Annotated in this window: 18 protein-coding genes and 1 pseudogene; 10 read left to right on the top strand and 9 right to left on the bottom strand. The window is 64.7% G+C overall.

Annotation, left to right across the window (positions count from 1 at the left end; genetic code table 11):
- Positions 1 to 165: 165 nt before the first annotated feature.
- Positions 166 to 1,842 carry an FAD-dependent oxidoreductase gene (locus BLEFHOIH_RS15940; RefSeq protein ID WP_125461745.1) on the bottom strand — a complete coding sequence of 559 codons (1,677 nt, stop codon included), beginning with the start codon at positions 1,840 to 1,842 and terminating at the stop codon, positions 166 to 168.
- A 189-nt stretch (positions 1,843 to 2,031) separates the two neighbouring features.
- Between BLEFHOIH_RS15940 and clpB the strand changes: the two genes are divergently transcribed.
- The 6 genes from clpB to BLEFHOIH_RS15910 all read left to right on the top strand — a co-directional run bounded on the left by clpB (position 2,032) and on the right by BLEFHOIH_RS15910 (position 8,822).
- Positions 2,032 to 4,617 (top strand): ATP-dependent chaperone ClpB, encoded by a 2,586-nt coding sequence (gene clpB / locus BLEFHOIH_RS15935; protein ID WP_088347016.1) that lies wholly within the window; start codon positions 2,032 to 2,034, stop codon positions 4,615 to 4,617.
- Positions 4,618 to 4,705: 88 nt separating this feature from the next.
- The gene (locus BLEFHOIH_RS15930; protein ID WP_088347015.1) at positions 4,706 to 5,419 is read left to right on the top strand and encodes a hypothetical protein; all 714 of its coding nucleotides are present in this window, start codon (positions 4,706 to 4,708) and stop codon (positions 5,417 to 5,419) included.
- A gap of 78 nt (positions 5,420 to 5,497) precedes the next feature.
- A complete protein-coding gene (locus BLEFHOIH_RS15925; protein ID WP_088347014.1) occupies positions 5,498 to 6,619 on the top strand; it encodes an alkene reductase in 1,122 nt (373 codons plus the stop codon).
- Between the two features lie 321 nt (positions 6,620 to 6,940).
- A complete protein-coding gene (locus tag BLEFHOIH_RS15920; protein ID WP_088347087.1) occupies positions 6,941 to 7,594 on the top strand; it encodes an HdeD family acid-resistance protein in 654 nt (217 codons plus the stop codon).
- 55 nt (positions 7,595 to 7,649) lie between these two features.
- Entirely contained in the window at positions 7,650 to 8,111 is a 462-nt protein-coding gene (locus BLEFHOIH_RS15915) for a PRC-barrel domain-containing protein (protein WP_245297039.1), read from the top strand.
- Between the two features lie 219 nt (positions 8,112 to 8,330).
- Complete coding sequence (locus BLEFHOIH_RS15910; RefSeq protein WP_088347012.1) at positions 8,331 to 8,822, top strand: phosphate-starvation-inducible PsiE family protein; 492 nt, start codon at positions 8,331 to 8,333, stop codon at positions 8,820 to 8,822.
- On the opposite strand, the gene BLEFHOIH_RS15905 is transcribed toward BLEFHOIH_RS15910, so the two are convergent.
- From BLEFHOIH_RS15905 to BLEFHOIH_RS15880, 6 genes are all read right to left on the bottom strand, one after another.
- Positions 8,797 to 9,348 (bottom strand): DsbA family protein, encoded by a 552-nt coding sequence (locus tag BLEFHOIH_RS15905; RefSeq protein WP_088347011.1) that lies wholly within the window; start codon positions 9,346 to 9,348, stop codon positions 8,797 to 8,799. The two genes, BLEFHOIH_RS15910 and BLEFHOIH_RS15905, sit on opposite strands and share 26 nt — an antisense overlap.
- On the bottom strand, positions 9,345 to 9,851 hold the full coding sequence (locus BLEFHOIH_RS15900) for a redoxin domain-containing protein (protein ID WP_088347010.1): 507 nt from the start codon (positions 9,849 to 9,851) through the stop codon (positions 9,345 to 9,347). Before BLEFHOIH_RS15900 ends, BLEFHOIH_RS15905 begins: the two co-directional genes overlap by 4 nt.
- Positions 9,852 to 9,907: 56 nt before the next feature.
- Positions 9,908 to 10,561, bottom strand: coding sequence for a BON domain-containing protein (locus BLEFHOIH_RS15895; RefSeq protein ID WP_088347009.1), 654 nt, complete (start codon positions 10,559 to 10,561; stop codon positions 9,908 to 9,910).
- 67 nt (positions 10,562 to 10,628) lie between these two features.
- Positions 10,629 to 11,198 carry an Hsp20/alpha crystallin family protein gene (locus tag BLEFHOIH_RS15890; protein WP_170937192.1) on the bottom strand — a complete coding sequence of 190 codons (570 nt, stop codon included), beginning with the start codon at positions 11,196 to 11,198 and terminating at the stop codon, positions 10,629 to 10,631.
- A gap of 10 nt (positions 11,199 to 11,208) precedes the next feature.
- Positions 11,209 to 11,643: an Hsp20/alpha crystallin family protein gene (locus BLEFHOIH_RS15885; RefSeq protein ID WP_245297038.1), complete on the bottom strand. Its 435-nt coding sequence runs from the start codon at positions 11,641 to 11,643 to the stop codon at positions 11,209 to 11,211.
- Between the two features lie 11 nt (positions 11,644 to 11,654).
- Positions 11,655 to 12,101: an Hsp20/alpha crystallin family protein gene (locus BLEFHOIH_RS15880; protein ID WP_088347006.1), complete on the bottom strand. Its 447-nt coding sequence runs from the start codon at positions 12,099 to 12,101 to the stop codon at positions 11,655 to 11,657.
- Positions 12,102 to 12,259: 158 nt separating this feature from the next.
- Here BLEFHOIH_RS15880 and BLEFHOIH_RS15875 point away from each other — a divergent pair, with 158 nt between their 5' ends.
- From BLEFHOIH_RS15875 to BLEFHOIH_RS27545, 4 genes and pseudogenes are all read left to right on the top strand, one after another.
- Entirely contained in the window at positions 12,260 to 13,207 is a 948-nt protein-coding gene (locus tag BLEFHOIH_RS15875) for a DnaJ C-terminal domain-containing protein (protein WP_088347005.1), read from the top strand.
- Between the two features lie 35 nt (positions 13,208 to 13,242).
- Positions 13,243 to 13,434, top strand: coding sequence for a hypothetical protein (locus tag BLEFHOIH_RS26725; RefSeq protein ID WP_088360732.1), 192 nt, complete (start codon positions 13,243 to 13,245; stop codon positions 13,432 to 13,434).
- A pseudogene (locus tag BLEFHOIH_RS27550) lies at positions 13,434 to 13,886 on the top strand (cation:proton antiporter); the annotation flags it as partial. The gene BLEFHOIH_RS26725 and the pseudogene BLEFHOIH_RS27550, both read left to right, overlap by 1 nt.
- Positions 13,769 to 15,133 carry a cation:proton antiporter gene (locus BLEFHOIH_RS27545; protein ID WP_348626055.1) on the top strand — a complete coding sequence of 455 codons (1,365 nt, stop codon included), beginning with the start codon at positions 13,769 to 13,771 and terminating at the stop codon, positions 15,131 to 15,133. The pseudogene BLEFHOIH_RS27550 and the gene BLEFHOIH_RS27545, both read left to right, overlap by 118 nt.
- An 87-nt stretch (positions 15,134 to 15,220) precedes the next feature.
- Here the strand turns inward: BLEFHOIH_RS27545 and BLEFHOIH_RS15865 are convergent, their stop codons facing one another.
- A complete protein-coding gene (locus BLEFHOIH_RS15865; RefSeq protein ID WP_088347003.1) occupies positions 15,221 to 15,820 on the bottom strand; it encodes a nucleotide exchange factor GrpE in 600 nt (199 codons plus the stop codon).
- On the bottom strand, positions 15,817 to 16,111 hold a 295-nt coding region (locus BLEFHOIH_RS26710), incomplete at its 5' end, for a hypothetical protein (protein WP_245297037.1). The genes BLEFHOIH_RS26710 and BLEFHOIH_RS15865, both read right to left, overlap by 4 nt.

Below are 16,111 nucleotides of genomic sequence, written 5' to 3'. Positions count from 1 at the left end.
CCGATGTCGCGGGCGTTCTGCCCGGCGATCGCTGGACTTACGAAGTCACCGACGAAAATCACGGGTGACGTCAAGGAAACCACGACGGTCGACGTCATATATGCGCGCAAGCCTTGATGCGTGTGAGTGAAAGCGCGGCGGCCGCGAGTCTGCGCCTCTCCGAGCTTATCGGTGGGTGCCTTTGGCCATACTGGCATGCAGTTCGGCTACGCCAGTGGCGCCCTCACCCATGGCGGCGCCGACCCGCTTTACCGATCCAGAGCGTACGTCGCCGATGGCGAAGACGCGTTTCACACTCGTCTCCAGCGGCAGGGGGCGGCCATCGCTCCCCTCGGACGAACCGTCCTTTGATGGCCAGACGTCCGAGCCCGTCAGAATGAAGTTTCTTGAATCGAGCGCTATGCGGCTGTCCTTCAGCCAGGCCGTCGCCGGTTCGGCGCCGATGAACAGGAACACATGGCGGATCGGTTTCTCCGTTTCCTCGCCGGTGACGTTGTTGCGCCAGCGCACGCGCTCCAATTGTCTCTCCGCGCTCCCGTAAAGCCCTACGATTTCCGTGTTGGTAAGGACCTCGATATTCTCGGTCGCCCGGATCCGGTCGATGAGGTAGCGCGACATGCTTTCGGCAAGGCTAGGGCCGCGCACCAGCATCCAAATTTTCTTGGCGAAGCTCCGCAGGAAAACGGCGGCCTGGCCCGCGGAATTACCGCCGCCCACGAGTACGATCTCCTCGTTGCGGCACAGGCGAGCTTCGACGGGGGACGTCCAGTACCAGATGCCACGCCCCTCAAAGTCGTCGAAATTCGGCACGTCGAGACGCCGGTAGCGTGCGCCGGTCGCGATCACCACCATCGATGCCTCGACAGAGCGGTCGTCCCCTAAGTGCAGCGTTTTCGGTGTTTCGGCCAGATCGAGGCGAGTGACTTCGCTAGGGATCGCCATGACGGCACCGAATTTCTGCGCCTGAACATGAGCGCGCGCCATGAGTGCCTGTCCGGAAATTCCGGCCGGAAAGCCCAGAAAGTTCTCGATCCGCGTGCTCGCTCCCGCCTGGCCGCCAAAGGCCCGCGCATCGAGCACGATCACCGAGAGCCCCTCGGAGGCAGCGTAGACGGCGGCCGAGAGACCGGCGGGTCCGGCGCCGACGACCGCGACGTCGTAGGTGCGATCGCATTCCTCGATCGGCACCATTCCGAGGGCCTTCGCCAGCTCCGCCTCACTTGGATTTTTCAAAATCGTTCCCTTGGGGCACACCGCAAGCGGCAGATCCGAAGAATCAGGGGAATAACGTCTCACCAGTTCCGCCGCATCGCGGTCCTGCGCCGGATCGAGCAGTTGATGCGGATAGCCATTGCGGGCGAGAAACCCCTGCAGCCGGATGACGTCCGGACTGGATTCAGGGCCGATCAGCACGGGGCCGCCGGCTCCAGCCTCGATCAGCGCGACGCGCCGCAAAATCAAGGCCCGTATGATCCGCTCTCCGAGTTCGGCCTCCTCGATCATCAGCGCCTGCAGGTTCTTAGGCGGGATTACAAGGGCTTCCACCTCCTCGATGGCGTCGACGTCGATCAGGGCCGGCTGGCCCGACAATTGCCCGACCTCGGCGACGAACTCGCCCTGCCCCTGCTCGACGATGGGAGCGCTATGCCCGAGCGGATCGCGCCGTACGACCCGCACCGAGCCGCGGATCAGTACGGCCATGCCTGGAGCGACCTCTCCCGTAATGAAGAGCGCCTCGCCGGGCCGGTAGCGCCGAACGGTGCCGAACCGGCGGAGCCGGTCGATCTCACCGAGGTCGAGCTTAGGGAACATTTCATCGTGGCGGCTATCGGTCGTCGACATGGATGGGCTCCTCGGTTGGTTTTCTGCGTGCAGCAAAGATTCGCATTCGTCGCTGACAGGCGTCATCGCGCCCTCCTCGGCGTTTCCCCGGAATAAAAGGGCCGCGGTCAGCGCTCTCGGACGATGCTGTGGATCGGCAGCCTTCGACCGAAGGCACGCCCAATGCTCCGACAGCGATGAGGGAACGCCATGCAGATTGAGAAATACACCGACAGCCTCAAAGCCATTGTGCAGGCCGCAGAGAGCCTCGCCCTACGCAGTTCACACCAGCAGTTCACGCCGCTCCATGTTGCCAAGGCGCTGCTCGACGACCCGAATGGCCTTGCCGCCAATCTCATCGCCGCGGCCGGCGGCCGCCCCGAACAGGTGAAGCAGGAGATCGAGCGCGAGCTGGCAAAACTGCCGAAAGTGGAGGGCGGCAGCGGTCAGATCTATATGAGCCCGGAAGCCGCGCGGCTGTTCGATCAAGCCGAGCAGATGGCCCTCAAGGCGGGTGACAGCTTCGTCACGAGCGAATATGCGCTGCTGGCGCTGGCCATGGCCGCCGGCTCCGCGATCGCCGATATTCTCAAGCGGGCGGGCGTCACGCCGCAGGCCCTCAATGCCGCAATCGCCGAGCTGCGCAAGGGGCGCACCGCGGATAGCGCCTCCGCCGAGCAGGCCTATGACGCCCTGCGCAAATACACGCGCGACCTCACCGAGGAGGCGCGCCGGAATAAGCTCGATCCGGTGATCGGGCGCGACGAGGAAATCCGGCGCACGATCCAGGTGCTGGCGCGCCGGACGAAGAACAACCCCGTGCTGATCGGCGAAGCCGGCGTCGGCAAGACCGCCATCGTCGAAGGGCTGGCCCAGCGCATCGTCAAGGGCGACATCCCCGACACGCTAAGGGACCGGCGGCTGCTTTCGCTCGATCTCGGCCTGCTGCTCGCCGGCGCCAAATATCGGGGCGAGTTCGAGGAGCGGCTCAAAGCCGTGCTGCAGGAGGTGACCTCAGCCGGCGACGTCATCCTCTTCATCGACGAGCTGCATACGCTCGTCGGCGCCGGCAAGACGGAAGGGGCGATGGACGCGTCGAACATGCTCAAGCCGGCGCTGGCGCGCGGAGAGCTGCATTGCATCGGCGCCACCACGCTCGAGGAGTATCGCAAGAACATCGAAAAGGATGCCGCGCTTGCCAGGCGGTTCCAGCCGGTCTTCGTCGGCGAGCCGTCGGTGGAGGAGACCATCTCCATCCTTCGGGGGCTCAAGGAGAAATACGAGATCCACCACGGCGTGCGCATTGCGGACAGCGCCATCATCGCGTCGGCGACGCTCTCGCACCGCTACATCGCCGACCGCTTCCTTCCCGACAAGGCAATCGACCTGATCGACGAGGCGGCGAGCCGATTGCACATCGAGGCGGAATCCAAGCCGGAAAAACTCGACGAGCTGGACCGCCGGATCATCCAGCTCAAGATCGAGCGCGAGGCACTGAAGAAGGAGAAGGACCAGGCCTCGAGGGAACGGCTCGAGAAGGTGGAACAGGAGATCGCCGAGCTGGAACGCCAGGCGGCCGAGCTCACCGCTCAGTGGCGGGCGGAAAAGGAAAATCTCGCCGCCGTCAAGCAGCTCCAGGAGCAGCTCGACCGCGCGAGGAACGAGCTGGAGGCCGCCCAGCTCCGCGGCGATCTGACCCGCGCAGGGGAGCTGCGGTACGCCATCATCCCGGAGTTGGAGCGCAAGCTGGAGGAAGCCTCCAGCATCAAGGGGCAGCTCCTCAAGCCGGAGGTGACCGACGTCGAGATCGCGGAGGTCGTGTCGCGCTGGACCGGCATCCCCGTCGACCGGATGCTCGAAGGGGAGCGCGAGAAGCTCATCCACATGGAGGAAAAGCTGACCGAGCGGGTCGTCGGGCAGGAGGCCGCCATCCGCGCCGTCTCCGACGCCGTCCGCCGTGCCCGCGCCGGTTTGCACGACCCGAACCGGCCGATCGGCTCCTTCCTCTTCCTGGGGCCGACCGGTGTCGGCAAGACCGAACTGTGCAAGGCGCTCGCCGAGTTCCTGTTCGACGACGAGCGCGCCATGCAGCGCATCGACATGTCCGAGTATATGGAGAAGCACTCCGTTGCCCGGCTGATCGGCGCGCCGCCGGGCTATGTCGGCTATGAGGAAGGCGGATCGCTGACCGAAGCCGTGCGCCGGCGTCCCTACCAGGTCATCCTGTTCGACGAGGTGGAGAAGGCGCATAGCGACGTCTTCAACATCCTCCTCCAGGTCCTCGACGATGGCAGGCTGACCGACGGACAGGGCCGCACCGTCGATTTCCGCAACACCATCATCGTGCTGACGTCGAACCTGGGCGCCGAATATCTCGCGGCGCTGCTCGAAGATCAGCCCGCCGAGGCCGCCCGCGGGCAGGTCATGGAAGTGGTGCAGCGCGCCTTCCGTCCGGAGTTCCTCAACCGGCTGGACGAGATCATCCTCTTCAACCGGCTCGGGCGGAAGGAGATGACGCGCATTGTCGACATCCAACTGAGGAACCTGCAGAAGCTGCTGCTCGAGCGCAAGCTGACTCTCGAAATCGACGAGGCGGCCAAGGCATGGCTCGCGGCTGCGGGCTATGATCCGGTCTATGGAGCCCGGCCGCTCAAGCGCGTGATTCAGCGCGAGTTGCAGAACCCGCTGGCGATGATGCTGCTCTCCGGCACGGCCAAAGACGGCGACACGATTAGGGTGTCGGTCGTGAACGGCCGCCTCGCCATCAACGGGCAGCAACTCTCCCAAGCAGCGTAGGCGACGCCGTCAGTGCCACGGCGGCACTTAGTCCAACGCTCGTCATTCCATGTCGCCGTGAGCGATCCTCTAAAGCAGGAGCCGTCAGATGCCGCATCTCAGCGGGAAATTGCGCAAGACCTTGGACGAGCTTTTCGGCCATCCGGAGCCGGCCAATCTGGAATGGCGGGAGGTGTTCGCGCTTGTGCGCCATTATGGCGAGGTCGAGGAGCTGAAGAACGGCCACATCGTGTTCTCGATCGGGGATCGGCAGCTCAAATTCCTGCTGCCGCGCGAGCAGACGCTGGACAAGGACGAGGTGGTCAAGGTCCGCAAATTCTTCCGGGCCGCCGGCATAACCCCCGACCACCCCGAGCCAGCTCCGGCACCGCCCCCCGAGCCGCTGCCCGGCGTTGTCCTGACCATCGACCACCACGAGGCAGCGCTTTGGAGACAGGAGCACCCCGGCGGGCCGCTTGCCCGCGTGAAACGCTTCCATCCGCATGATCCGCAACATCACCGGGACAATCTGCGCCTGAAGCACTCCGACGACTATCGGGGCCAGCGCGCGCCGGAAGACCCCGGCTATTATAAATCCATCATCAAGGCGCTGCAGGATGAGCCCGAGGTGCTTGTCGTCGGTGACGCCAAAGGCAGTAGCAGTGCCATGAGTGTGCTGCGCGCCTTCATCGAGCGGCATCAGCCCTCATTGCTGGGCCGGATCACCGCGTTCGTCGACACCGAGCTCCGGGCGCTGACCGAAGCCGCCCTTCGCGAGATCGCCGAGCGGCATTTGAAGGCGGCCAGCTTAAGCAAAAATTGACGCCCGTCACGGCGGTGCGCCGCCGTCTCTGATTGTCTTTCGGCAGCGATCTTCACCCAGCAACAAGGCGGGATAGTTATGAGCGTCGACCTCTTCACGCCGATCGTCATCGGTCCCTACGAACGTCAGAACCGCGCTGTCATGGCGCCGCTCACGCGCAGCCGGGCGCAAGAAAGCAATGTCCCCAGCAAGCTGAACGCGCTTTACTATGCCCAGCGGGCAAGCGCGGGTTTGATTATTGCCGAAGCGACGCAGATCGTGCCAGAGGGGCAAGGCTATATTTCGACGCCGGGCATCCACTCGGCCGAGCAGATCGAGGCATGGCGGATGGTGACGCGGGCCGTGCACGTTGCGGGCGGCCGCATTTTCCTGCAGCTCTGGCACGTGGGCCGGATCTCCCATTCGAGCTTTCAACCCGGCGGGGTGGCCCCTGTTGCGCCCTCCGCGATCCGCGCCGAAGGGCAGGCCTTTACGAAGGACGGATTTCAGCCGCATCCCACGCCTCGGGCGCTCAGCCGGGATGAAATCCCAAGCATCGTTGAGGCATACGCGACGGCGGCACGGAATGCACTTGCAGCGGACTTCGACGGCGTCGAGATCCACGGCGCCAACGGCTATCTGATCGACCAGTTCCTGCGCGATGGCACCAACGAGCGCACCGACGACTATGGCGGAAGTATCGAGAACCGCGCCCGCTTCCTCCTGGAGATCGTGGACGCCGTGGCGCGCGTCGCGCAGCCGGAGCGCACGGGCGTGCGCATCTCTCCCCAGGTGACCGCCAACGACATCCGCGACAGCAATCCGCAAGCTTTGTTCAATTACGTGGCCGGCGAGCTGGGCCGGCGCGGCCTCGTCTATATGCATGTCATCGAGGGAGACACCACGGGCAAGCCGGTGGCGGAGTTTGATTATGCAACGCTCAGACGAGCATTTGGCGGCCTGTACATCGCAAACTACCATTTCGACAAGGAGCGGGCCAACGCGGCGATCGCGGAGGGACGCGTCGATATGGTGGCGTTTGGCAAACCCTTCATTGCCAATCCGGATTTGGTCGTACGGTTCCTGCTTGACGCGCCGCTCCTCGAAGTCGATCCGTCGACCATGTATGGCGGCGCCGAAGAGGGCTATACCGACTATCCGATCCTTTACACGCTTCGGCAGCGCGCCGGCCACGATCATGAAGATGCGTCCTGGGGCTGAAGTCCGCTCATCGCGAACCCGCCTTCCTCATCCCGGATGCAAGCGGCGCCCCTCGTGACGTTCCGCTGAGCCCGGCGGCGCTTGTGCGCTCCTCGCACAAATGGCCGCGCCGACCCACCATGCCGCCGAGCAGGGGCCGGCCCCCATCAAGCTCGAACCCCGCCCTGCCGCTTCACCTGGGAGACCGAAACCCCGCCTCGGTTGATGCGCGGAGCGGCCAAGCTGACAGCCGTCATCGTGCTCCGCACCGCTCCAGGTTCTTATGCATTTGAGGGATCGCTCCGTCATGCTGGCCCTGCGATGCCCTCAAGGAGTTTGATCATGAGTGACACCGGAACGGCGGAAGTGAATGTTCGCCGCAAACGCCAAGCCAGCGTCTCGGACGACTGGCTAAACGATGTCAAAAGCACGGTGCTGGCGCAGAATTGGTGGCTCATCGCCCTACGCGGTGTGCTTGGCATCCTCTTCGGCGTCATCGCTATCGTCATGCCGCAGATCACGCTGCTCGCGCTCGTGATGCTGTTTGCCGCGTACATGCTGGTCGATGGTGTGCTGGCTATCATCTCGGCGGTGCGGGAGGCCAGACAAGGACAGCGCTGGGCGCTGCTCGTCGTCGAAGGGTTGTTGCGGATCGGCGTCGCCGCTCTCGCTCTCTTGTGGCCCGGCATCACGATCCTCGCCTTCGTACTGATCATCGCTGTCTGGTCGATCGTTTCGGGCGCGCTGATGATTGCGACGGCATTGCGGCTGAACCGGCGCTATGGCCGGGGATGGATGGGGCTTAGCGGCTTCCTTTCCGTCGTGTTCGGCATTCTTCTCATGGCGGCACCGCCCGTCGGAGCCATCGTGCTCACCTGGTGGCTGGGCATCTATGTCGCGGCCTTTAACGTCGCCATGCTCATCCTGGCCTTCCGCCTGCGCTCGCGGCGCCATGAGACCCCGCAAGACGTGGCGGCCGCCGCACAGAGCGCATGAAGCACGATGCGTGACGACCGTAACCCCTCAACCTCACTCACAGAAGGAGATTATTGTGACCAGACTTAGCAATTCGCAGGCTGCCGCCACCGCTCTCGGTAGCTTCCGCCCATTCGCCGGCGCAAGGCTTCGTGTCGGTGCGGCGCTGATCGTCGCGGCGATGTGCAGCGGCGTGCTGACCACACAGCCCCACCCGGCGAGTGCCCAGGGCGTGCAACTCCTGCAGTTGGACGTGAAGGTCATAGCCAAGGGCTATCGCGCCAGCAGCCTGATCGGCAAGGAGGTCAGGAACGATAAGAATGAGAAGATCGGCTCGCTCGACGAGATTATCATCGATAAAAAGCAGGTGCTCTTCGCCATTATCCAGGTCGGCGGCTTCCTCGGCGTCGGCGGCCGGCTCGTCGCCGTCGGCTACGACCAGCTTCAGATCGACGATCTGGGTAACAAGATCACCCTGCCCGGAGCCTCTAAGGAGCAGCTCGAGAAACTCGACGAGTTCAGATACCAGACCAGTTGATTATTGGGCTGAACGCGGCCGCGGGGCGAGGATCCTATCCTCGCGCCTTCTCGTTGCCCGCGCGCACACGATAGCGCGGCAGTGGTAACGCCCCCCGGCCCGCACGATCTCGGCCGGGGCAAACAGGATGATGACGTGCATTGGGGGCGGTCCGGCTCGCATGTCCCCCAAGCTTTAGCGATCAACGGCCTGCCGACAGGCGCAGGTCTGGAGGGGCACATGACGGTTCGAAGCGAAATCAGGGCCGCCAAGGAGCAGTGGCAGGCGCTGACCTTCTACGAGAAGTTCGAGCAGGCGGTCGTCCTGATCTTGACCGCCCTCATCGCGATCATCGTGGTGGCCGCCGTCTGGAATTTGGCGCTGAATATCCTCTTTGTCCTGATCTTCAGTGGGCCGCGCGATCCCGGCGACAACAGCGTGTTCCAGGCGCTGTTCGGGATGATCTTCACCGTGATCATCGGCCTGGAGTTCAAGCGTTCGCTCCTGGTGATCGCCGAACGCCGGGACAGCATTGTGCAGGTGCGTACGGTGGTGCTGCTCGCCATGCTGGCGATCCTCAGGAAACTGATCATTCTGGACTTGAGCAGCGCGGAGGCGGGCAAGATCTTTGCCCTGAGCGCGGCCATGCTGTCGCTTGGCGTCGTCTACTGGCTGGTGCGTGACCAGGATCGCCGGGTCGCCGCCGTCAGGCGGCGGGAACCGGCGCGCTAGCCGCCGCGATCGCAACAGCCAGAGTCTCGAAATCCCAGGCCCCGTCGTGGCGAACACCGTTGATGAAGAAACACGGCGTGCCGTTCACGCCGCTGCGAACACCGCTGATAAAATCCTCTCGCACGCGCGGAGCATGCACGTGCTGAGCCAGCTCACTCGTGAACCGGGGCAGATCCAGCCCGAGCAGGCCCGCATAGCGCGTGAGGCTTGGCGGGTCGAGCGCTTCTTGATGGGTGTAGAGCATATTGTGCATCTCCCAGAACTTGCCTTGCGCGCCGGCGGCTTCGGCGGCCTCGGCAGCAAGCCCGGCATGGGGATGGATGGTCGTGATCGGGAAATGCCGAAAGACATAGCGCAGTTCGGGGCCGAACTGCCGGATCAGCTCGGAGACCACGACGTGGGCCTGGCCGCAGAAGGGGCATTGATAGTCCCCATACTCGACCAGGGTGACCAGCGGATCCGGGTTCCCGATAATATGATCACGCGGCCCGACGGGCAGCGTCAGTACCGTAGGTGCATTCTTCATGAGGTAGCTCCTTCCATCTCAAGACTTTCGAGCGCGGTGAGGATGCCGTCCGCACCGGGATTGACCCCGATCGGGGAGACGTGCCGCCAGTGAATGACCCCCTCGGAATTGAGGACGAACAGGGCGCGCTCGCAAACGCCATCGCCATGGCGGTAGACGCCGTAGGTCTTGGCGATCCGGCCCTTGGGCTCGAAATCGGACACCAGTGGGAATTGCAGCTTGCGGTCGCGGGCGAAGGCCAGGTGGCACCAGACGCCATCGACCGAGATGCCGATCAGCGCCGCATTGTGTCTGCGAAACTCCGGCAAGATCTCGTTATAGAGCACCATCTGGTCGCCGCAGACCGGGCTCCAATCGGCCGGATAGAATGCGAGAATGACCGGCTGGCCGCGGAAGTCCCGCAACGCGACCGTCTGGTCGGGCGTCGTATGCAGGGTAAAGTCAGGCGCCGGCTGTCCCTCCGGCAGAGGCGAGTTCGGCGCAGACGATGTGTTATGTTTCATCTTTGACTCGTTGGCGATTTTGCGCCCTTGGCAGAGCGGGTGTCCGCGGCCTGACGTCAGACCTTGACGGCGATGTGGTTCTCGACAAGGGCGATGCCGGGACCGGCCCATGCGGTTCGCTCGGCCGCCTCGCGCTCTGCCCAGGACCGCACCGTGCCTTCGAGAACGACGCGATGGCCTTCCACTTCGACCCTGATATTTTCGGCGTCGAGTTCGGCGCTGCGCAGGAAGGCTTGCTTGATTTTCTGCTTGATCGCTTCGGGGCTGACGCGTGGATTGACCCGGATCAGATTGCGGATTTCGCGCACCCCGCGAATGCGTCCGACCGTCTCTTCAGCGATCTTGCGCTGGAAATCCCACTCCACCTCGCCGTCGAGCGTGACCACCCCGCTCTTCACGACCACTTTGATCTGTTCCCAGGAGGAAGGCAGTTGCAACGCCAGCGCCGCGACCGCGTCGCGGGCTATGGCCGGATCAGGGCGCTCGTCGATGGCAGGCAGTCGGACCTCGATGTCGTTGGCGATGCCGATCACCCCGGCGACCCGCTTTGCGGCGGCCTCGGCCTCGAAGCGGCTGGTAAAGTCCGGCACGAAGCCGGTCAGCATCACAATGCCGTTCTTCACCGAGACGGCGATATCGGCGTCGCCGACGGTCGGGGTCCACTTCAACTCATCCTCGACATCGCGCCTGATTTCCTCGTCGGATCGCATGGTCGACCTCAAAAATTCGGCGCCTGGGAGTGACTGCGGTTCCCAGGCGCCCTTTCGCCCGCGTGAATCAGCTCGACTGCACGGCAATGCGCCGCGATCCGTTGTCGCTATCGCTCGTCTTGGGAATGCTGAGAGTCAGCACCCCGTTGCGATAGCTTGCCTGTATGGCTTCGGGGTCGACATTGTCGGGAAGGGGTAGCGTGCGCTCGAAGCGCGCCACTCGCCGCTCATGGATAATGTAGCCGTTGTCGCTCACATCCTGAGAGGTTTCACCTTCGGCGCGGATGGTTACGGCCCCATCCGTTACCATGACGTCGATTTCGTCCGGCTCGAAGCCGGGCAGCTCGGCGGTGATTTCGACCTCTTTGTCGGTCTCGCGCATGTTGATGGGCATCGTGTCGCCGCTCAACAGCGCGGAGTTGACCAGGCCCATCATGGGCAGGTCGAAGCCGCGCCAGAAGCTGTCCAATACACGGTCGATGTCGGACCTGAGCATCGTGACCGGGTCGCGGCCGCCGCTCCTGGTCTGCATGCCGCGGCCGCCACTGCCGCTCTGTCCGGCGGTCGTCGCCGGCGCGTTGCTGCCGCCGTTGCGCGATTGTTGGGTGGCTGGCGTCTGCGATTGTGTCTGTGCCATGTCTCTCTCCTTAAGCTGCATTGACGGGGATCTTCTTGGCTTGCGAGGGCGGGGCTTTCGGCACGCGGATGCACAGCACGCCATCCTTGAAGTTTGCCTCGATCTTCTCGCCATCGAGCTGATCGGACAGAACGAAGGACCGTTCATAGTTCCCGTCCTGATATTCGGCGGCGATGAGCGTATATCCCTGCGGCCGCCAGGGCTGGCACCGCGCCGATACCGCCAGGATGCGCCGGTCGAGGGTGACATCGAGCGAGGAGGGATCGGCGCCGGGCATGTCGAGATAGAGCTGTACGTCCTCCTTCGTCTCGTAAATGTCCGAGGGAGGCGCGAAGCTGGGCATCGGGACGGTCTGCTCGACGCTGCGCCCGTTTCCACTCGCCGCGTCACTGCCTTGATCGGCCGCCGCGCCGTTTCTGGAGGCTGTCTGCTGTTGAACAGTCATCGGATGACCTCCTATGAGTCGTGGGCGATGCGGACTTTGCGCGGCCGATCCTCGTCGGGCCGCGGCAGCTCCAGCCGAAGCACGCCACGGTCGAACCTTGCCGAGACCTTGTCGGCATCAACACGGAACGGCAGCACGATCACGCGCCCGAACTCGCCATGCGGCCGCTCCTGGCGATGAACCACCGTGCCCTCCTCGACGACTTCCAGCGGGCGTCTGCCGCGGATCGAACAAGTGTTCTTGTGAACAGTGACGTCGATCTGATCCATGCTCACCCCCGGCAGTTGCGCAGTGACCAGCGCTCCATCGGGAGAGGTCCAGATGTTGACCGGTGGGAAGTCCACCGCCTGGGTGAGCCTCAAGCCCCCGAAAGGCCTGCCAAAGTCGTCCTGTCTGCGCCTGAGATCGCGGAACAGGTCCGGCCACCGGGCGGCGGGGGCTGCATATTCGGACAGCATGTTGCACTCCTTGTTGCGGGGTGGCCTCACTGGGAAGCCACCGATTGCAGCAGCATGCCAGGACACCTGGCGAGGGCCACTGACGCGCGTCAGCGCCACTGAGGATGCGCGCCGTCATGCTGTGTGGGACAGTCAACGGGCAGCAGTTTCAAGGAGCGATGACCGAGGTGAGCGGCGCGGACCCCTATAGGACGCTAGGCGTGCAGCGCGGTGCCTCGGCCGAGGACCTGCGCAAGGCGTATCGCCGCCTCGCCAAGGAGGTGCACCCGGACGTCAACCCAGGCGATGCGGCGGCCGAGCAGCGCTTCAAGGATGTCTCGTCGGCCTACCAGCTCCTGAGCGACGAAGAGCGGCGGGCCCGCTTCGACAGGGGCGAGATCGACGCATCCGGCGCCGAGCGGCCGCGCCAGCGCCATCAGCGTGCCGGGGCCGGGGCGAGGCGAAATGCCAACGGCTTTGCTGGCCACAATCGAGGTTTTGCCGACGACGGATCAGGCTCCGGATTTGCCAATTTCGACGCCGAAGACTTTTTCTCGGATTTCTTCGGACGCACCGGCAGCGCGCCTTTCCCGTCCCGCGGCCGGGATGTCCGCTACCGCCTCGATGTCGATTTTCTCGACGCCGTGAACGGGGCGGCGCAGCGCCTGTCTCTGCCGGGTGGCGATACGATCGAGGTCAACATCCCGCCCGGCACGCGCGACGGCCAGATCCTGCGCCTGCGCGGCAGGGGCGACCCAGGTCCGGACGGGCGCCGTGGCGATATGCTGATCGAGATCGAAGTCCGGCCGCATCCCTCTCTCACCCGGCGCGGCGAGAATATTCATGTCGAGGTGGCAATCTCGCTGTCCGAGGCCGTGCTCGGCGGGCGCATCAAGGTGCCGACGCCGACCGGCTCGGCGACTGTGCGGGTGCCGAAATGGTCGAATACCGGATCGACCCTGCGTCTCAAAGGCAAGGGCGTACGCCGCGCTGACGGCAGCCGCGGCGACGAATATGTGAAGCTGCGGATCATGCTCCCGGAAAGACCTGATCCCGATCTCGAGGCCTTCGTCGCCGCCTGGCCCGCGGGGAAGTCCCATCATCCCTGGCGAACAATGACCGGGTGATCCGGATAGCGCCGGCACAGGAACAGGGAGCGACCATGCCCGAAGATGAAGACAAGGACGATTGCGTCGAACGCGCGAGCAACGAGTCGTTTCCCGCCAGCGATCCGCCGGGCTGGACGGGAATCCTGGCTCGGCCTCCGGTGGCGCCGCCTCCTGGCGAGGTGGTGGCCGACGGCGTGCATAAGAACGAAGAGACACGCTGGCGGCTGCGAAAGCAGGGAGGCTGATGATGGTCGGCGAGCATCTCACGCAAAGCGTCCTCGTGCTCGCTGCCGCGACCGGCCTCGTCGGGCTCGTCAGCGCACTGCGCTTGCCGGGGGCGATCGGCTACATCGTCGCGGGCATTCTCATCGGGCCTTACGGCCTGGGGCTGCTCTCGGCCGACGGGGAGATCCTGTTCCTGGCCGAACTGGGGATCGTCCTGCTCATGCTGATGACGGGCCTCGATATTTCATTCTCGGCGGTGAAGGACGCGCTCCGCGATGTTCTCGGCGGCGGCGGACTTCAGGTCGGCATCACGACCGTTGTCGTCGGCGCCTTCGGCATGGCGTTCGGCATGAGCTGGCAGGGCGCGCTGATCCTCGCCGGCGCGGTCGCGATGTCTTCGACGGCATTGAGCGCCAAGCAGCTCGCCGACCAGGGCGACCTCGCCTCGCCGCATGGGCGGCGGGCGATCAGCGTCCTGTTGTTCCAGGACCTGGCCGCAATCGCCTTCCTGGTGCTCCTCGGCACCAGTCAGTCCGCCGGCGACCCCGGCGCGGAGATCCTGCGCGGGGTCATCATAGCGGCCATGTCCTCGCCGGCATCTCCTTCATCGGCCGGCCAGCCTTCCGCATCATCCTCGCACGCATCTCGCGCGTGGGCTCGGAGGAGCTGTTCCTGCTCTGTGTCCTCCTCATCGCCCTCGGCACCGCCGCCGCCGCAAGCCTCGCCGGCCTGTCCGCTCCCATCGGAGCGTTCCTCGCCGGAATGGCGATCGGCGAAAGCGACTTCCGCCATCAGGTCGAGGCCGAGCTGCGCTCGCTGCGCGATGTGCTGCTGGGACTGTTCTTCATCACCATCGGTATGCAGGTGAACCCCTCCGTGCTGATCGAGCACCCCCTCGCGGTGTTCGCCTGGCTCCTGGTGTTCACGCTCGGCAAAGCGGCCATCACGATGCTCGTCGGGCGCATGATGGGATGGTCGCGGGAGATCAGCCTGCGGGTCGCGATCGTGCTCGCGCATGGCGGCGAGTTCGGGCTCCTGCTGCTCAGCACGGCAACATTGTCGGGGCTGATCGACCGGCAGATCGGGCAGCCTGCGCTGTTGGCCCTCATCATCAGCATGGCTCTGGCGCCGGTCCTGATCCGAAACAAGACGCACCTGTTGCAGATGCTGCCAAGCTGGGTGCTGCGACCCGGCGAAGCCACCCGCGCCGAACCTCCGCCGACGCTGAAAGATCATGTGGTGATCTGTGGTTACGGGCGGGTCGGCCGTCTCGTGGTGCTGGCCGCCGATGCCGCCAACCTCCCCTATCTCTGTATCGAAAATAATGGGCGGCGCTTTGCCGAGGCCAAGGACGCCGGATATTGCGTCTTGTTCGGGGATGCCAGCCGCCCGGAAATCCTTCGTGCCGCGAGCATCGAGCGAGCGAGGTTGGCCGTCGTGACCTTCGACCGCCGCCCGCATGTCGGCGGGCTCCTCGCCTCTATCCGGCAGCAAAACCCCGCAGCCGCGATCCTTGTCAGCGCGGATGACGCGCGTGGCACGGAGGAGCTGGCAAAGGCCGGCGCGACGGCTGTGTTCCAGGAGGATCTTGCCGCAGGTCTGGCGCTCGCGGATCAGACGCTGCTGCTGGCCGGGTTCACCCAGGACGAGGCTGCGGACGTCATTCGCAGGTTGCGCGCCGAGCTCAACCCGAAGCTGGAAGCCGTTGTCGGCATATAGGACGCTTCGGAGGCGCTGAAAAAGGAAGGGTACCCGGGCGGAGAAGGGCTCAGGCAATTGCGGCGGTCACAGGGGCTTCCCGCGCCGTCAAACGCCCGTCGTCACATGGACGGCGGCCGGCCGGAGCAGCCTGTCATGATGCATGTATCCCGGTTTCAAGACGGCGGAAACCACCCCGGGCCCCTGGCCTTCGTCGGGAACGATTTGCACCGCCTCATGGAGCGCCGGATCGTAAGGCTTCCCTAAAGCGTCTATTGACACGATGCCATGCCTTGCGAATGCCGCAAGGAGGGCCCGTTCGGTGGCCAGAAGTCCTTCGAAAAGCTGTCGGATCGTGGTATCGGCCAATGCCGATTCAGGGATGCTGCCGATGGCGCGCTGGAGATTGTCGGCGGTGTCCAGCAGATCCGCGCTCAGTTGCGAGCCGGCGAACTGGACGGCGCGTTCCATCTCTCGCCGGCCGCGCGCGCGAATGTTTTCCTGCTCCGCGAGGGCGCGCATGAGGCGATCCTCAAGATCCCCGACATCGGGCTGCTCTTCGGCCTCCGGCGCGGCGTCGGGTGGGCTCGCCTCGCCCGCATCGGCCGCCTCGGGCGGGATGGAGCGGTCATCGGGCCCGTCTGCCGTGGATTGCGGCTCCTCGCCCGTCCGCAGGCCATTCATCTCGGTTTTGAGGCGGTTTTTCATGGCCGGCCCTCATCCACGTCGCTGAATTCCGCATCGACCACGTTCTCCTCCTGCTCGCGACTCTGCTGGTCGCCGGAGGCGCCATTGGCGGACTGGCCAGAAGCTGCATTCTGCATGGAGGCGGCGCTGAGCGCGGCGACCGCCGCGCTTAAGGCTTCGACAGCCTGCAGGATGCGGGCGGAATCCTCGCTTTGCATCGCGTCCCGCACGCGCCTTACGGCTTCTTCCACCGTGGCCCTTTCGGCCTGCCCTGCGCCCGGCATCTGCGCCTGTTTCTCGGCCTCGTAGACC

Source organism: Rhodomicrobium sp. R_RK_3 (genome assembly GCF_002198715.1).
Classification (GTDB): domain Bacteria; phylum Pseudomonadota; class Alphaproteobacteria; order Rhizobiales; family Rhodomicrobiaceae; genus R-RK-3.
Note: the sequence above shows the minus strand (reverse complement) of the source record. Positions and strands in the feature narration are given on the sequence as shown.

Coding starts and splice junctions, on each gene's coding strand:
- BLEFHOIH_RS15940 (WP_125461745.1), bottom strand. CDS start 1,842: ATGTCGACGACCGATAGCCGCCACGATGAAATGTTCCCTAAGCTCGAC.
- clpB (WP_088347016.1), top strand. CDS start 2,032: ATGCAGATTGAGAAATACACCGACAGCCTCAAAGCCATTGTGCAGGCC.
- BLEFHOIH_RS15930 (WP_088347015.1), top strand. CDS start 4,706: ATGCCGCATCTCAGCGGGAAATTGCGCAAGACCTTGGACGAGCTTTTC.
- BLEFHOIH_RS15925 (WP_088347014.1), top strand. CDS start 5,498: ATGAGCGTCGACCTCTTCACGCCGATCGTCATCGGTCCCTACGAACGT.
- BLEFHOIH_RS15920 (WP_088347087.1), top strand. CDS start 6,941: ATGAGTGACACCGGAACGGCGGAAGTGAATGTTCGCCGCAAACGCCAA.
- BLEFHOIH_RS15910 (WP_088347012.1), top strand. CDS start 8,331: ATGACGGTTCGAAGCGAAATCAGGGCCGCCAAGGAGCAGTGGCAGGCG.
- BLEFHOIH_RS15905 (WP_088347011.1), bottom strand. CDS start 9,348: ATGAAGAATGCACCTACGGTACTGACGCTGCCCGTCGGGCCGCGTGAT.
- BLEFHOIH_RS15900 (WP_088347010.1), bottom strand. CDS start 9,851: ATGAAACATAACACATCGTCTGCGCCGAACTCGCCTCTGCCGGAGGGA.
- BLEFHOIH_RS15895 (WP_088347009.1), bottom strand. CDS start 10,561: ATGCGATCCGACGAGGAAATCAGGCGCGATGTCGAGGATGAGTTGAAG.
- BLEFHOIH_RS15890 (WP_170937192.1), bottom strand. CDS start 11,198: ATGGCACAGACACAATCGCAGACGCCAGCCACCCAACAATCGCGCAAC.
- BLEFHOIH_RS15885 (WP_245297038.1), bottom strand. CDS start 11,643: ATGACTGTTCAACAGCAGACAGCCTCCAGAAACGGCGCGGCGGCCGAT.
- BLEFHOIH_RS15880 (WP_088347006.1), bottom strand. CDS start 12,101: ATGCTGTCCGAATATGCAGCCCCCGCCGCCCGGTGGCCGGACCTGTTC.
- BLEFHOIH_RS15875 (WP_088347005.1), top strand. CDS start 12,260: ATGACCGAGGTGAGCGGCGCGGACCCCTATAGGACGCTAGGCGTGCAG.
- BLEFHOIH_RS26725 (WP_088360732.1), top strand. CDS start 13,243: ATGCCCGAAGATGAAGACAAGGACGATTGCGTCGAACGCGCGAGCAAC.
- BLEFHOIH_RS15865 (WP_088347003.1), bottom strand. CDS start 15,820: ATGAAAAACCGCCTCAAAACCGAGATGAATGGCCTGCGGACGGGCGAG.